Source organism: Nitratireductor sp. WH36-1 (assembly GCF_058725515.1).
Map to the genome: position 1 here is coordinate 1,428,216 of NZ_CM178970.1, position 14,566 is coordinate 1,442,781.

Below are 14,566 nucleotides of genomic sequence, written 5' to 3' on the forward strand. Positions count from 1 at the left end.
TGGCAGCGCGGCGTTTCTATCCACACGCCCCCGGTCCTTTCGGCAAAAAAGGTCTGGTCACGCGACTCTGCATCAATAGACTGAATTTACAGCGTGATTCGTAACTGGTCATGCAGTTGGGCAGGGGCGGGCCCGTAGTAGTTCCATGCGTTGTCGTTGTCGCTCCACAATGTGTTTCAGGTTTGAAACGTCTTGCGGGGGAACCCTCCCGCCGTGGATTCTTGCGGGGTGCTTCGGCGCCTCCAGATACGGGAAAGCAGATTAATGAGCCTTCTTGAACTCGACATGACCCGTGATGCGCATCCCGTGGATGTCATCGAACATGTCGCGAACACCAATGACTGGAGCTTCGAGCGCAATGGCGACGACGAGATCGCCATCGCCGTGGCCGGCACCTGGACCGACTACAACGTGTCCTTCTCCTGGATGGAGGAGTTCGAGGCGCTGCATGTGGCATGCGCATTCGATCTGAAGGTGCCCGCGAAGCGCACGCTCGAGGTCATGCGGCTCCTTTCGCTCATCAACGAACAGATGCTGTTCGGTCATTTCGATCTCTGGGAGCGTGAGAACGTCGTCATGTTCCGCCAGGCGCTCGTTCTGTCCGGTGGCGTCGAGCCCACGGGCCAGCAGGTGGAGACCATGCTGAACAGCGCCCTTGAGGCATGCGAGTGCTATTATCAGGCATTCCAGTATGTCATCTGGTCCGGCAGCACCGCACAGGAAGCGCTCAACAGCGTCCTGTTCGAAACGCACGGTAACGCATAAGCTGCAGGGCAGGGGAGCGGGCATGTCCTCCGACAAGACACCGGAAATCACCTTTGACGATTTCCTGAAGGTCGATATTCGCATCGGCACGGTCGTCGAGGCAGAGCCCTATCCCGAAGCCCGCAAGCCGGCGATCAAGCTGAAGGTCGATTTCGGTCCCGAGATCGGCATCAAGAAATCGTCGGCGCAGATCACTGCTCATTACACGCCGGAGGCGCTTGTCGGTCGCCAGGTTGTGGCCGTGGTCAACTTCCCTCCGCGCCAGATCGGCAAGTTCATGTCCGAAATCCTTGTCATGGGTTTTTCGGATGAAGACGGCGCGATCGTTCTGGCAGGCTCCGACAAGAAGGTGCCGAACGGCAGCCGCCTGCACTAGATCGCCCTGCGTCCGTTTGGGTGCATGAAGGACGATCCAGACTGCTGCCCGCGCATCTGGCGTCAACGGTCGCAGTCGCCGATTTTCTCTTCATTGCGGCGCCCTGAGCGCTCAGCCGATCACCGGTGTCTGGCTGATGCTGGCGAAGCCGGTTTTCTGATCCGCCAACTCCTTGCTGAACCGACCGTTCTTCGCGCATGAAAAAGGCCGTGCGGAGGTCCCATTCCGCACGGCCCCAGACGACCTTATGGGCCGAATGCAGTGATTTGCGTCAGGCGAGTTCTTCGTCGCGCTGGTTGACGAAAATCAGAACGCCGAGGATCGCGACGTAGAACTTGAAGGCAGCGTCCTGGCCGTTCCAGATCTTGGACTGCCACATCAGGAACCACTCGCCGCCAACAACCATGAAGCCGAAGAACCATACGAGGAAGCCGATGGTTGCACCCGCGATCATCAGCTTCTTCGAAGCGTTGAATTCTGCGGCCGAGCCGTTGCGGGCGCCGAGCATCTTCAGGCCGCCGAGCAGGAACAGGACGAAGGTCAGGCCTTCACCTGCGATGATGAGCCAGTAGCCGGCATGCCAGAACGCGGGCGTCGTGATCGCGCGGTACATGGCCGAATTGCCTTCGAACGTCGTGTCCATGCTGAACACGTGCTGCACGAACGCGAAGTTCGAGCCGTAGTCGGTGATGTTGTTGAACGTAACCATGAACGCGAAAGCCGCGAGGGCCAGCGTCATGGCGATTTTTGCGTAACGTGAGGTCATTTGCCCCTTCCCTCCGATAAGCGACCGGGCAAAACCATTCGTCTGTGGCCCGGGCGCGACTCAGTGTGTTAGACGAAAGGCGTAGGTGCAATCTTTTGTAAGCAAAACGTCAAGCGCGCGCGTATTTTTCGACAAAAGTTTCGACAGTCTGGAGCGGAATTCTTGAAAACGGCTATTGAACTGACCCAAACCGCGCGCCGGAAGGTGGACGCTGAAGGCCTCGGTGACCGTGTCGCCGGGCTGGTGCTTGGCGAATGGGCGCAGACGGGAGACTTCGTGGAACTCGCAGGCGATGGCGGGGTTCTGGTCTTCATCATCCACGCGCGCCGCATCCGCATTGAGGCTGATGGCCGTCAGACGCTTGTCTTCAAACTGGATCATCCGGCGCGACCGGTCACGCGCTGAACCGGACGGGGCGGGTCCTGCGGCCCGGCCTCAGGCCGGAACCCGGATCACTGCCCGCAGACCGCCAAGCGGACTGTCATCCAGCGACACGTCGCCGCCATGGCTGCGCGCAATGTCGCGCGCGATGGACAGGCCAAGCCCGGTGCCGCTCTCATCCTGATTGCGCGCCTCGTCCAGCCGCACGAATGGCTTGAACACGCTTTCACGCATGTCCTGCGGAATGCCCGGCCCGTCATCGTCCACAGTGATGGTCAGAATGCCGTTTGCATTGCGCGCCGTGATCTCCACCTTGTCGGCATAGCGGAACGCATTGCCGATCACATTGTTGAGCAGGCGGCTGAAGGCATTGGGCCGCACATGCAGAAGCGTGTCGCCCGTTGTCACGATCTTCAGCTCGCAGTCGCGCAGGCCTGCTTCTTCCTGCGCGCGCTCGAAGAAGGCGGCGAGATTGAATTCGCCCGGATCTTCCGCCGCCTCGCCACGGGCGAAGGCAAGATAGCCCTCCAGCATTGAGCGCATGTCCTCGATGTCCTGATTCATCGCCTCAATGTCTTCCTTGCTGCTGGCCACGGCCAGTTGCAGCTTGAAGCGGGTCAGGATGGTGCGCAGATCGTGGCTCACGCCGGTCAGCATGGCCGTGCGCTGTTCGATCTGTCTTTCAATGCGCTCGCGCATCAGCAGGAAGGCGCTGCCGGCGCGGCGCACTTCCTCCGCGCCGCGCGGGTGGAAGCCGCTTGGCGTCGGCCTTCCCTTGCCGAAACTGTCGGCAGCCTCTGCCAGTTGCAGGATCGGACGGATCTGGTTGCGCAGAAAGGCGACGGCGATGGCGATCAGGACAAGCGATGTGCCCACCATCCACAACAGGAAGATGTGCGTGTTCGAGGCATAGGCCTGGCTGCGCCGCGCAAAGACGCGCAGAACCCTGTTGTCGAGCTGGATGCGGATCTCGACAATGTTCGAATTGCCCACCGTGTCCAACCAGAAGGGGCGGTTGATCTGCCGTGTGATCTCTTCGCCCAGCGTCTGATCCAGGATGGAGAAAAAGGGCTTGGGCCCGGGGGCGGGCAGGGGGTCGGGCGGCAGGAGGTCGATCTTCAGCGCCAGCCGCTCCTGCGCAATGCGGATCACCTGGGCATAGCCGTCATCGTCGGGATAGGTCTCGATCATGTCGATGATCGCGGAAATGTCGCGCGTCACAGCCTGGCTGAGGCGCTGCGTGACGGTCTGCCAGTGACGTTCCATGAACACGAAGGCGATGACCGACTGCAAAAGCAGCATCGGCGCAATCACGATGATCAGCGAGCGCGCATAAAGCTGTTTTGGCATATAGCGCGAGATGACGCGCCAGAATCGCCGCCATGGTCTGCGCATCGCCCCCAGTGCCTGCTTCAGGCGCGCCAGCGGCGTGATCTTTTCGTTCGAGTTAACCTGCAAGTTCGCCTTCCGCCCTGTGGGCGCCCATTCCCGAGATGCGATTTCGGTTTGATCGTAGAGCATCAGACCGAAAAGTGGAATCCGGTCTTGCCACATCAGGTACCCGAAACACTGTCTCTCTGGCAGAGGGTAATTTCTGCGCTTGACTTCAAGTCGACTTGAACTTCGACACTCTGCCTGTCGGTGGATGGGCCGCCGGCATTTCAGAAGGAAAGATGCATGTCGACGATTTCGTCAGATGCCGCGTTCGCACCGGTCTACCGGGTCGACAAGTTCGCCGTGCCGGCGGCCGGACGTCAGGAATTTCTGGAGCGCGTATCAGCGACCCACGACGCCCTGCGCAGGCAGGATGGTTTTGTGCGCGATGTCGTGCTGGAGCAGGCCTCGGGGCCGGGCGGCTTCAACTTTGTCACGCTGGTGGAATGGCGCGATGAAGCAGCCTTTGCCGGAGCCTCACAGGCTGTCGCCAGCATGCACCGGGAAACCGGGTTCGACCGTCATGAAATGATGGAGCGTCTGGGTATCCGGGCGGACATCGCCAATTATCGGGCGTTGCCGGTCTAAGATTATTCCACGCTCAGCCGGTAGCCGATGCCGCGCACGGTCTGGAGATAGACGGGGTTGGACGGGTCGCGCTCGATCTTGCGGCGCAGGCGATTGATCTGCACGTCGATGGTGCGCTCGCCCACTTCCGAATCCTCGCCCACAAGCTCGTGCCGGGGCACGGTCTCCCCGGCGCGTTCGGCAAAAATGACCATGATGTCGCGTTCGCGATCTGTCAGCTTCACGAGCTTGCCCGTGTGCTTCAGTTCGCGCTTGGCAATCTGGAACGAGTAGGGGCCGAAAACGACCTGTTCCACCTTTGGCGTGGTTTGCGGGCTGCTGCGGCGCAGGATGTTGTTGATGCGCAGAACCAGTTCGCGCGGGTCGAAAGGCTTTGGCAGATAGTCGTCCGCGCCGGCTTCCAGCCCCGATACGCGGCTGTCGGTCTCCGAGAGCGCCGTCAGCATCAGGATGGGGGTTTCCTTTTCCTCACGCAGAGATTTGGTCAGCGAGACGCCGTCTTCGCCCGGCATCATCACATCGAGAACCACCAGATCGAAGTCGAGCCCGACGAGCTTGCGTCGCGCTTCGGCGGCATTGCTGGCGATGGTGACGCGGAAACCGTTTTCGCGCAGGAAGCGGTTGAGAAGGCTGCGAATGCGTGTGTCATCGTCCACGACCAGCAAATGCGGCGCATCATCGCTCAGGACCGTCTTGTCCTTTTCGAGATTGCCGGTTTCGCTCATCGTGATGACCTCCTGAACTTGTGGCGCCTGAATCGGTGCCTTACTTAGAACGCCCGTTTGGCAGTTTGTCCATCTGGGGGCGCAGTTCCGGGTTCACCATGGCGCGCAGGAAGCGCTCCACTGCGGCGACGTCGCCCGGCTCCGCCTCTTCAAGTGCCGCACGGATGCGGCGGGACTGTGGCAGGGCGAGTTCCATCGCCAGGTCACGCCCCTTCTGCGTGGGATAGAGCTCGCGCTGGCGGCGGTCGCGCGGGCCGGGAACCTGCACGATGTAGCCATCATCGATCAGCTGTTTCAGAACGCGCGCCAGGCTCTGCTTGGTGATCCTCAGAACATCCAGCAATTCGGCCACGGTCAGGCCGGGCAACCGGTTCACAAAGTGCAGCACCCGGTGGTGCGCCCGCCCGAAACCATACTCGGCAAGGATGGCGTCCGGATCGGCGGTGAAGTCGCGATAGGCGAAGAAGAGATGCTCGATAACGGCAAAATCCACGCCATCGTCCAGCGTCAGCGGGGTTTTGATCGGCTCATCGTCGATTGTGCTCATGGGCTGCTTGCAGTCGATTTCATTTGTTGGCGAAGAAATTATGTCAGCCTTATTGACATAATTTCGGCGCGTTGATAATTTTTGACAACGTTTTAGGTCTGTAGCGCACAAATTGGTATCTGGAAGAAGCTTTTACGGAACTTCCTTCAAATTCCTGTCCGCCACAGGTAGGCTAAGACGATTGAAGGCGCCGCCCGAGGGGCGGCATTTCGGTTTGTCCGGTCGTTGGAATACGGACCGGCAGGAGAGGTTACATGGCAGCGGTTCCTTTTGATCAGCTCGAGGGCTTTATCTGGCTCAATGGTGAATTCGTCAAATGGGCAGACGCCAAGATTCACGTACTGACCCATGGCTTGCATTATGCAAGCGCGGTGTTCGAGGGCGAGCGCGCCTATGATGGCGAGATCTTCAAGCTCACCGAGCACACAGAGCGTCTGCATGAATCGGCGCGGATTCTCGGCTTCACCATTCCCTGGTCGGTGGAAGAAATCGACGATGCGTGCCGCGAGCTTCTGGCGCGTCAGGGCTTCTCCGATGCCTATGTGCGCCCGATTGCCTGGCGCGGCAGTGAGCTGATGGGCGTTTCGGCCCAGCAGAACCGCATCAACCTCGCCATCGCCATCTGGCAGTGGCCGAGCTATTTCGATCCGGAGCAGCGCCTGAAGGGCATCCGTCTCGATATCGCAGAATATTGCCGTCCGGACCCGCGCACTGCGCCGTCCCGGTCCAAGGCTGCCGGTCTCTACATGATCTGCACCCTGTCCAAGCACGCCGCAGAGGCCAAGGGTTATGCCGACGCGATGATGCTTGACTGGCGCGGTCAGGTTGCCGAGGCGACCGGTGCGAACATCTTCTTCGTCAAGGACGGCGTTCTCCACACGCCGACCCCGGACTGTTTCCTGGATGGCATCACCCGGCGCACGGTGATCGAGCTCGCGCGCCGTCGCGGCATCGAGGTTGTCGAGCGTGCGATCATGCCCGAAGAGCTGGAAGGCTTCGAGCAGTGCTTCTTATGTGGCACGGCCGCCGAAGTTACGCCGGTTGCAGAGATCGGGCCGTACCGTTTCGAAGTCGGTGAAATCACGCGTCTTCTGATGAACGACTACGCCAGCGAGGTTCGTCCGAGCCTGCGCGTCGCTGCGGAGTAAAAGGGATGCAATCAGAGGTTTATCCTCTGATTCTATACACCCTTTATTTGACATGGGCCGGATTCGCGTTTTCATGGGCGCGCCGGCCACGAACGGTCGGCTCTACATGAGGGACCGAATATGGAAGCTCTACTTCCGATTATCATTCAGGCGGTAACGGGTGTGCTCGGTGGCGAAGCCATCGGAACAGTTGTGAAGAAAGCCGCGATGGGCCATGGCGCCAAGATTTTGAGCGGCATCATTGGCGGTGTTGGCGGCGGTGCTCTGCTGTCGGGTATGGGCGGTGACGCCGGCGCGCTGAGCGGTCTGCTCGGCGATGCTGTTGGCGGCGCTGTCGGTGGCGGTGTGTTGACGGGCCTTGTCGGTGTCGTTATGGGCGCCATGAACAAGAGCTGAGTTCTGTCGAATTCTCGAAGCGGGCAGCCTTGCGGTTGCCCGTTTTGCATTTTTGCCGCATTGCGGCATCTGTAACCTGGAGGGCTTCATGGGAAATCTTCGCGCCGGTGTCATTCCCGTGACGCCATTTCAGCAAAACTGCACGATCCTCTTCGATGAAGAGACGAAGGTTGGTGTCGTTGTCGATCCCGGTGGCGAGGTGGATCGCATCCGTGCCGCGATTGAGGAAAACGGCATTGCCGTCGAGGCCATCTGGCTTACCCATGGTCATATCGATCATGCGGGCGGCGCGATGGACCTGAAAGAGGCGCTTGGCGTGCCGCTGATCGGGCCGCATGAGGATGACCGCGACCTTCTCTCCAATCTGGAAAATCAGGCGCGCATGTTCGGGCTGGATCAAAGTGTGCGCAACGTCACGCCGGATCGCTACCTGACCGAAGGCGAGACGGTTTCCTTCGGCGATAATGTCTTCGAAGTGTTTCACTGCCCGGGGCATGCGCCGGGCCATGTGGTGTTCTTCAATCGCGATGCGCGTTTTGCCCATGTCGGCGATGTGCTCTTCAATGGCTCCATCGGCCGCACCGACCTTCCGGGCGGCGATCACGACGCTCTGATCCGGTCGATCAAGGACAAGCTCCTGCCGCTGGGCGATGATATCGGCTTTCTGTGCGGGCATGGTCCCGGCGGAAGGTTTGGGGACGAGCGCCGCAGCAATCCCTTCCTCGTCTAGTTCCAGGCAGCGTTTCATGGAAACGCTGCTCATGCCATCTCTCCTTACTGCTCGCGCATTCCCGCGAGGGCTGGTTATCTGGCTGACTTGCGGGTTGCTTCGTACGTCAGGCCCGGTTCGGGTTCAGTCGTGCGAGGCCATATCCCGCCAGGGCGAGGGCGATGCCTGATGCAATCGTTCTCGTCTGGTTCCAGAACTGCCAGCGCGAAGAGTAGTCGGTCCAGGTTTCCTGCGCCGCATCCAGCTCCTTGGGCACGACGACAAGAGCCAGCGCTTCGTTCATCGGCACGTTGATTGCCGCTGTCAGCAACAGCCCCAGTGCGAGATAGACAAGCGCTCCGACGCCGAAAAAGGCTGCGGACGTCTTCTGCCCGCTGCGCAGGATCAGGAACGCGGCAAGCCCCATCACCACCGGCGTCAGAAAGAATGCCGGGAAGAAAACCGCGTTGCGCACGGAAGCGTTCATCGCCTGCATGGCCTGGATTGCCACGCGGGGATCTGCCTGATCGAGCCCCCACATGGTCGAGCAGACCCAGGCATAGAAGAAGCCGAAAATCGCCCCCGCAAACAGGATCGCGGTTACCGAAACGGCAGTGGTCAATGCGCGCATCATCATCTCCTTGATTTTCGTACACATATGTACGGTTTTGTAATTCCGTACATTTATGTACGATTTGAGTCAACGAGACCGGAGATTCGGATGCGGGACGAAACGAGGGCGCAGAGACAGCTCCAGATAGAAGAGGCTGCCTACGCGCTGCTTGGCGAGAAGGGGTATGGCGCAACATCGATGCTCAGTGTCGCCAGAGTGGCGCGGGCCTCGAATGAAACGCTCTATCGCTGGTATGGCGACAAGCGCGGGCTCTTCAAATCGATGGTCGAGACCAATGCGCGTGATATCCGCGCCGCGCTCCGCGATGCAATCGACAGCGGGGCTGATCCTCTGGCCAGTCTTGAGAAAGTCGCGCCGGTTCTCCTCACCATGCTTCTTGGAGAGAAGGCGGTTTTGCTCAACCGCGCGGCCGCTGCCGATGAAACCGGCGAGCTTGGAGCAGCGCTGGCAGAGGGAGGGCGCAATGCGGTTGCGCCGCTGATCGAGGCGCTGCTTCGCCAATCTATGGAAAGCGGTGCGATCCGGGCCCCTTCCGCTGCGACGGCGGCCGAGTGGTTTCTCGGGCTTCTCATCGGTGATCTGCAGATCAGGCGGGTCATCGGGGTGTTGCCAGAACCCGGTGCGGACTTTGTTGCGGACAGGGTGGCTGGCGCTTTGGCTGCTTTCAGGATGCTATGCGCCAATGCGTCTCAGGGTTGAATTTCTTATTAAGAATCATCTATAGGTAAATTCTGCATCCTGAGAATGCAGAATTTGTTCCGAAAATCGCATTTGTCCGTGTTGGCGATTTCCGGAGTGGCGACGCGTAATCTGTCCCGCGTCAGTCTCTCGTGTTCTGATCTCGTTTTACGCATGCGTGTTATCCGGGCTGTGTCTTGACGCCCTGATCAGCTTTTTCATGAAGAAAGGCCGGGCAAAGCCCGGCCTCTTTTTCTGGAGCAGGGAAACTCCGGGTGTCTAGCGCGGCTGGCAGAAATGCCGGTTTCCATCATATCCCATGAAGGTGCCGGTCCGGCCATCGAAGCTGCGGTAGCGGTTTGAGCAATAGCGGAACCATTCACGCGACCAAGGTTCCATGCTCGCACGATACTGAACGGGACGTTCACGATAGGCCGGGCGTTCGCGGTAGGCGGGTGCGCTCGGATAGTAATCACGGTAGACCGGCTGGTAATCCGGGTAGCGCGGACGACGCGGCGGATCGATATAGACGCGCTCATTTCCGCGGCTCGATTCCGAGAGCAGACCGCCGACAATGGCGCCCGCAGCCAGGCCGAGCACGCCAGCAGCGATGGCGTCATTGTTGTTGTTGTGCCGGTGGCGATTGCGGTGGCCGGCGTCGGCCGTCGAGATCGCCCCAAGCGTTGTTGCAGCCACGGCAAGCGAAAGAATGCCCGTCTTCAGGATGCGTTTCATGACCTTACCTCTTCAAGTGTCGCTGCCGTGTTCAGGGGGAGGGGGGGCAGCTGTCACAGAGGGTTTATTCATTGGCACCTGAATGCTGCCTGAATAAGGCTGCCATCTTGTGTTCAACCGTTATGAAGGGGCCACATATTCCGTGTTGCCGCGAGGATGGCTGTACGGGGGCGGTCTGGCTGTCTGCCTTTGCCTGGAGGGCGCGCAAAATTGTACAGGCAGAAGGGAGTGTTCATTGCAGGGATGAGCAATCCGGTTTCGCGCGGGGTCGGTGTTTTGGAGAAGAAGCTTAATTCAGGCCGAATAGACATATCGCGCGACCATCTAGTGGTCGTGCGTCTTCACCCTCTCCGGGTGCAGGTGGGCCTGCCACGGAGGGCAGGCGATACGGCGCCTCAGGCGCCGCAGGCCCTGGTCAGGAGGCAACCATCAGGTTGACGGCCTTGGGACCTTTGCCACGCTTGTCGGGCTCGGTCTCGAACGTGACCTTCTGCCCGTCTTCCAGTCCCGCCAGACCGGAAGCCTGAACTGCTGAAATATGAACGAAAACGTCCTTCTCGCCATCATCCGGGGTAATGAACCCGTATCCCTTGGCTTGGTTGAAGAACTTTACTGTACCACTCTGCGACATAGGAAGGAGTCCTTTCTCCCTTTATGCTGGTTTCGGCGGGCCAACCTCTTGAGGGGTTTTAGGCCCATGGCGTCATCGGTCGTTTACTGGGGGAGAAGAAACAGTCAGCTTCGCGCCTCGCAGTGGGGACCCGTGATTGTGGGCTCTTCGCCCGCACAAGCATATTGTCCTCTTACTATCGGTGCGACTTCCCAGACGGGCCTAAATGGACCCGCTATTGGGGCATGCCATTCCAGTCTCCGGGCCCGCAAATGCCCGAATGGCAGGGAGCTTCCCCGATTTTTTCAAGGGTATCAAGAGAAAGTTTTATGAATAATACGAATTGCGAAGGTGTCTGCGTCTGCAATTCCAGCGAGCAAAGAAAAAGCGCGGCGTTTGCACGCCGCGCTCAAACTCTACAACCGAGATAACCCGGTATTAGGCAGCCGAAAGGTTGACTGCCTTCGGGCCTTTGCCCATGCGATCGGGCTCGACCTCGAAGGAAACCTTCTGGCCGTCGGTGAGCGTGGTCATGCCGGAGCGCTCAACTGCGGAGATGTGTACGAAAACGTCTTTCGCGCCATCGTCCGGGGTGATGAAGCCGAAGCCTTTGCTCGCATTGAAGAATTTAACGGTGCCTGTCTGGGCCATTGGGAAACTCCTTTTCCCTTTGAGAGTTCGCGCCTGCGCAACGTGCACAGATTAGCGGTGGTTCGAGAGTTTGAAGAAAATCGGGGAAAGGGGCCGTCCAAATCATAAAGCTTCCAGTCTCCGGGTCTGCAATCACCCGAGCGCGGGGAATCTATGACACGAAAGGGAAATGGCTACAAGACTGCGTGTACTAGCTAATTGTCTATGATTTACGCATGCTGAGCCGGCTTCAATCGCGGGCTGCGGCCTCCAGTAGCGCGATGTCGAGCTTCACCATTTCCAGCATTGCCTCCGTCACCCGTCTCGCTTTGGGGCGGTCGGGATCGCTGATGAGGGCGTTGAGCATTGCGGGAACGATCTGCCAGCTCAGTCCCCAGCGATCCCTCAGCCAGCCGCATTGCTCTGTCGCGCCGCCTTCGCTCAGCGCCTCCCAGAGCCTGTCGATCTCGGCTTGCGTTTCGCACTCGGCGACGATGGAGAAACTGTGGTTAAAACTGTCGAGCGGCCCGGCTTCCAGCGCCCGATAGCGCTGGCCTGCAAGTGTGAGTTCTGCGATTTTCACGCTGCCTGGAGGTCCGGCCGGCGTCTCTGCCGGCAGTGTGGTGACGCTGTCGATCCGGGAATTGGGTATCAGTGACGTGTAGAGGCCGATTGCGGCCTCCATGTCCTTCTCGAACCAGAGATGTTGTGTGATGTTCATGGTCGCGTCCTTTCCTTCTGGTTTGCCTTGGGGGTGTGAGCCCCAAGGACGAAGGAGAGGGCGGTTTTCCGACAGAAGGATGCGCTGCCGGTCGTGGCTGATGTTGTTTCAGTCGCTGGCAGGGAGTGTCAGCAGGCTTTCGGCATAACTGTTGCCGGCAACCGATGAGCAGAGCGAAGTCCATTCGCAGCCAAGGCATGCCTGGCGTGTCGCGCCTCTGGCGAAGCTGGTCCGCATCCGGTCGAGGAGCTTTCGGTCGGGCGTCAGCAAATGGCCGATTTCGACTGGTTGTCCCAGCCAGCGTGTCAGCGCCCCTGCGGCGCGCCGGTCGCGTTCGCGGACGCTGCCATTCAGGCAATGCGGCGTTGCCTCTTCCGCGATGAGGGGCTGGCAGATGTCGTCCGGACCGTCGACGATCAGAATCTGCTCACCTGCGTTGAGGCGTTCGATGATCCGGTCGTAATTGGCGGTGAAGGCGGGGCTGTAGCCCCGCCCGACATAGGTCAGCATGCACAGGAGATGGTGTGCACGCAGCCGCATCGTCATTACGCATCGCCCCGTTTTGCGGTGCGCGAGAGCGCCACCAGCGACGCAGCGCCCAGTGCCGATTTCAGGATTGCGCCGACAATAAAGGGGGTGACGCCAAGCATGATTGCCTTTTCGAGGCCGATCATGCCGGCAAGCCACAGACCGCCCATGGCGAGGCAGAGGGCGTTCGCGGCCAGCATGGAGGTGAAGGCAAGGAGCGCGCGCTGCGCATTCCAGCCGCGTTCCGTGAGTGCGCCGACAAGCAGCGCCATGAGCGGGAATGAGGCGAGATAGCCGCCCGTCGGGCCTGCGAAATGCGCAAGGCCGCCTGCGCCGCCGGCCAGAACCGGCATGCCGATCATGGCTTCGCCGAGCCATGCGAGCGCCGTCAGGGTGCCGAGCCTTGCGCCGTAAAGTGCGCCGATCATGGCGACGGCGAATGTCTGCATGGTCACGGGGACGGGCACCATTGGAACTTCGATGCGTGACGCCACTGCCAGGAAGAGCGTGCCAAGCACGACTGCCCCGGCCTTGAAGGCGAGCGACTTCTCGTTGAGCCGGAGTGCGCCGGCATGCCCGATGAGGCCGGTGGTCTGCTGTGAAGTTAAGCTGTGAGGCATGGTCTCTCTCAAATTATAGATAATTATGAATCTTCATCTATTATTGAGTCCATATTCGCGCCGGCTTGGCAAGGGGGGGGTGTAAAATCTCACGCATTGCGTCTTCTGCGCTGCGCCCAGACGCAATTGCGCCGCGGCAGGGCAGTGTGACGCTCGGGGAGCAGGTTGGACGCGATTTGGTGTGGCCGTCGGGCCGGAATGAGCCTTAATTAGCCTTCGATCACGAAGGCTTCGCGTCGCTTGCCGGATGCGGTTTCAACTGGCCTGCGTCCGATCCATTGCACATGCCGCGCGAGCACGGCCGAGGCCGCATCCACTTCGCCGCGCCGCAGGTGCTCAAGGATCGCGCGATGGTCGCGGTCCGTGCGGGTTTCCCAGTTCGAGCGCCAGGCCGAAAAAAGAAAGCGCGCGCTTGCCGCATGCAGATCGTCGATCGCCGCCAGCAGGCGGGGCATGCTGCACGGCGTGAGCAGAAGCCTGTGAAACCGCCGGTTTGCGGTCTCCCACGCGATCACGTCGCGCGCCTGATCGCCTTCAAGGATTGCCTCTTCTGCAGCCTTGAGGATCGCCGGTGTCAGGTGCTGCGCTGCGTTGCGCAGGGCGAGAACTTCGAGCGCGGCGCGCATCTCGGCCACTTCGCGCACCTGGTTCAGATCGAACGCCGCCACCCTCACGCCGCGGCGCGGTTCGCTCTTGGCGAGCCCCTGCGCTTCGAGCAGCCGAAAGGCCTCGCGCACGGGCACATGGCTTGCGCCAAATTCTTCGGCGATGTGGTCCTGCCGCAGGCGTGCACCCGGCTCCAGCGCGCCGGAGACGATGCGGTCGGCAAGCGTGCGCGCGATCTGTGCGGCTTTGGTCTCTTTGCGATCACTCATGATTATAGATAATTTGCTTCGCGCTGATTTGTCGAGCCATCTTTCTCGCTTCCCCGTTCGGCTTCGGATGGATAGGCAGCTCGCCCGACGCTTGACGGATTTCATATCCGGGATAATTTCTCAAATATGGATTCTATCTCGATACCCGACCCCACGATTGATCAGCGCATTGCAGAGCGCCTGCGGGCGCTGCGTCAGGAGCGTGGCTGGTCGCTTGACGATCTTGCCGGTCGCAGTGGCGTCAGTCGCGCCACGCTTTCGCGGCTTGAGAATGCGGAGGTGAGCGCCACGGCCAATGTGCTGGGCAGGCTCTGCGCCGCCTATGGCATGACGCTCTCGCGGCTGATGCATCTCGTGGAAGATGATTTCCAACCACTGGCGCCACGCGCGGCGCAGGCGCTCTGGGAGGATGCGCAGTCCGGGTTCGTTCGCCGCGTCGTCTCGCCACCGGCCCGTGCGCTTGCCGGAGAGGTGATGGAGGGGTGCCTGCGTCCGGGCGCTTCCGTCTCATATGATGGTCCGCCGCGCCCGGGCCTGGAGCATCATCTCGTCATGCTTGAAGGTGCGCTCCGCATCACGGTCGATGGTGCTGTTCATATGGTTCATCCGGGCGATTGCCTTCGCTATCAGCTGCGCGGTCCCAGCCGTTTCGAGGCCGGGAAAGAGGGCGGCGCGCGCTATCTTCTCTTTACGGTGTGAC

General features: G+C 60.3%; 21 protein-coding genes. 9 read left to right on the plus strand and 12 right to left on the minus strand.

What is annotated here, in order from left to right; genetic code table 11:
* Positions 1–264: 264 nt before the first annotated feature.
* Positions 265–765, plus strand: coding sequence for a type III secretion system chaperone family protein (locus tag AC4PTT_RS06790; protein ID WP_113155808.1), 501 nt, complete (start codon positions 265–267; stop codon positions 763–765).
* 22 nt (positions 766–787) lie between these two features.
* Entirely contained in the window at positions 788–1,141 is a 354-nt protein-coding gene (locus AC4PTT_RS06795) for a tRNA-binding protein (RefSeq protein WP_113155807.1), read from the plus strand.
* Between the two features lie 271 nt (positions 1,142–1,412).
* Here AC4PTT_RS06795 and AC4PTT_RS06800 read toward each other — a convergent pair whose 3' ends face one another.
* A complete protein-coding gene (locus tag AC4PTT_RS06800; protein ID WP_113155806.1) occupies positions 1,413–1,907 on the minus strand; it encodes a DUF2165 family protein in 495 nt (164 codons plus the stop codon).
* Positions 1,908–2,069: 162 nt separating this feature from the next.
* Between AC4PTT_RS06800 and AC4PTT_RS06805 the strand changes: the two genes are divergently transcribed.
* The gene (locus AC4PTT_RS06805) at positions 2,070–2,312 is read left to right on the plus strand and encodes a hypothetical protein (protein ID WP_317087665.1); all 243 of its coding nucleotides are present in this window, start codon (positions 2,070–2,072) and stop codon (positions 2,310–2,312) included.
* 30 nt (positions 2,313–2,342) lie between these two features.
* Here AC4PTT_RS06805 and AC4PTT_RS06810 read toward each other — a convergent pair whose 3' ends face one another.
* Positions 2,343–3,683 (minus strand): ATP-binding protein, encoded by a 1,341-nt coding sequence (locus AC4PTT_RS06810; RefSeq protein WP_113156386.1) that lies wholly within the window; start codon positions 3,681–3,683, stop codon positions 2,343–2,345.
* Positions 3,684–3,965: 282 nt separating this feature from the next.
* Between AC4PTT_RS06810 and AC4PTT_RS06815 the strand changes: the two genes are divergently transcribed.
* Positions 3,966–4,310: an antibiotic biosynthesis monooxygenase family protein gene (locus AC4PTT_RS06815; RefSeq protein ID WP_492162358.1), complete on the plus strand. Its 345-nt coding sequence runs from the start codon at positions 3,966–3,968 to the stop codon at positions 4,308–4,310.
* Between the two features lie 2 nt (positions 4,311–4,312).
* Here the strand turns inward: AC4PTT_RS06815 and AC4PTT_RS06820 are convergent, their stop codons facing one another.
* Positions 4,313–5,035 carry a response regulator gene (locus AC4PTT_RS06820; protein ID WP_113155803.1) on the minus strand — a complete coding sequence of 241 codons (723 nt, stop codon included), beginning with the start codon at positions 5,033–5,035 and terminating at the stop codon, positions 4,313–4,315.
* A 40-nt stretch (positions 5,036–5,075) separates the two neighbouring features.
* Positions 5,076–5,582, minus strand: coding sequence for a MarR family winged helix-turn-helix transcriptional regulator (locus tag AC4PTT_RS06825; RefSeq protein WP_113155802.1), 507 nt, complete (start codon positions 5,580–5,582; stop codon positions 5,076–5,078).
* Positions 5,583–5,836: 254 nt separating this feature from the next.
* On the opposite strand from AC4PTT_RS06825, the gene AC4PTT_RS06830 reads away from it, so the two are divergent.
* From AC4PTT_RS06830 to AC4PTT_RS06840, 3 genes are all read left to right on the plus strand, one after another.
* Entirely contained in the window at positions 5,837–6,730 is an 894-nt protein-coding gene (locus tag AC4PTT_RS06830) for a branched-chain amino acid aminotransferase (RefSeq protein WP_113155801.1), read from the plus strand.
* A 120-nt stretch (positions 6,731–6,850) separates the two neighbouring features.
* Positions 6,851–7,126, plus strand: coding sequence for a hypothetical protein (locus tag AC4PTT_RS06835; protein WP_113155800.1), 276 nt, complete (start codon positions 6,851–6,853; stop codon positions 7,124–7,126).
* 88 nt (positions 7,127–7,214) lie between these two features.
* Positions 7,215–7,856: an MBL fold metallo-hydrolase gene (locus AC4PTT_RS06840; RefSeq protein ID WP_492162359.1), complete on the plus strand. Its 642-nt coding sequence runs from the start codon at positions 7,215–7,217 to the stop codon at positions 7,854–7,856.
* Between the two features lie 106 nt (positions 7,857–7,962).
* Here the strand turns inward: AC4PTT_RS06840 and AC4PTT_RS06845 are convergent, their stop codons facing one another.
* Positions 7,963–8,466 (minus strand): anthrone oxygenase family protein, encoded by a 504-nt coding sequence (locus tag AC4PTT_RS06845; protein WP_492162360.1) that lies wholly within the window; start codon positions 8,464–8,466, stop codon positions 7,963–7,965.
* 90 nt (positions 8,467–8,556) lie between these two features.
* Here AC4PTT_RS06845 and AC4PTT_RS06850 point away from each other — a divergent pair, with 90 nt between their 5' ends.
* Positions 8,557–9,168, plus strand: a complete 612-nt coding sequence (locus tag AC4PTT_RS06850) for a TetR/AcrR family transcriptional regulator (protein ID WP_297560447.1) — start codon at positions 8,557–8,559, stop codon at positions 9,166–9,168.
* Between the two features lie 258 nt (positions 9,169–9,426).
* Here AC4PTT_RS06850 and AC4PTT_RS06855 read toward each other — a convergent pair whose 3' ends face one another.
* The 7 genes from AC4PTT_RS06855 to AC4PTT_RS06885 form a co-directional block, all read right to left on the minus strand.
* A complete protein-coding gene (locus tag AC4PTT_RS06855; protein ID WP_206544013.1) occupies positions 9,427–9,882 on the minus strand; it encodes a BA14K family protein in 456 nt (151 codons plus the stop codon).
* Between the two features lie 415 nt (positions 9,883–10,297).
* On the minus strand, positions 10,298–10,513 hold the full coding sequence (locus tag AC4PTT_RS06860) for a cold-shock protein (protein ID WP_113155796.1): 216 nt from the start codon (positions 10,511–10,513) through the stop codon (positions 10,298–10,300).
* A 417-nt stretch (positions 10,514–10,930) separates the two neighbouring features.
* Positions 10,931–11,143 (minus strand): cold-shock protein, encoded by a 213-nt coding sequence (locus AC4PTT_RS06865; protein WP_113155795.1) that lies wholly within the window; start codon positions 11,141–11,143, stop codon positions 10,931–10,933.
* Between the two features lie 229 nt (positions 11,144–11,372).
* Positions 11,373–11,843 (minus strand): VOC family protein, encoded by a 471-nt coding sequence (locus AC4PTT_RS06870; RefSeq protein WP_206544011.1) that lies wholly within the window; start codon positions 11,841–11,843, stop codon positions 11,373–11,375.
* Between the two features lie 108 nt (positions 11,844–11,951).
* A complete protein-coding gene (locus tag AC4PTT_RS06875) occupies positions 11,952–12,389 on the minus strand; it encodes a DUF1284 domain-containing protein (RefSeq protein WP_492162361.1) in 438 nt (145 codons plus the stop codon).
* Positions 12,389–12,991, minus strand: coding sequence for a biotin transporter BioY (locus tag AC4PTT_RS06880; RefSeq protein ID WP_492162362.1), 603 nt, complete (start codon positions 12,989–12,991; stop codon positions 12,389–12,391). The genes AC4PTT_RS06875 and AC4PTT_RS06880 overlap by 1 nt, the downstream gene beginning before the upstream one ends.
* 209 nt (positions 12,992–13,200) lie before the next feature.
* A complete protein-coding gene (locus AC4PTT_RS06885) occupies positions 13,201–13,866 on the minus strand; it encodes a GntR family transcriptional regulator (RefSeq protein ID WP_113155791.1) in 666 nt (221 codons plus the stop codon).
* A gap of 126 nt (positions 13,867–13,992) precedes the next feature.
* Between AC4PTT_RS06885 and AC4PTT_RS06890 the strand changes: the two genes are divergently transcribed.
* Positions 13,993–14,565, plus strand: a complete 573-nt coding sequence (locus AC4PTT_RS06890) for a helix-turn-helix domain-containing protein (RefSeq protein ID WP_492162363.1) — start codon at positions 13,993–13,995, stop codon at positions 14,563–14,565.
* The last annotated feature ends 1 nt before the right edge of the window (position 14,566 follow it).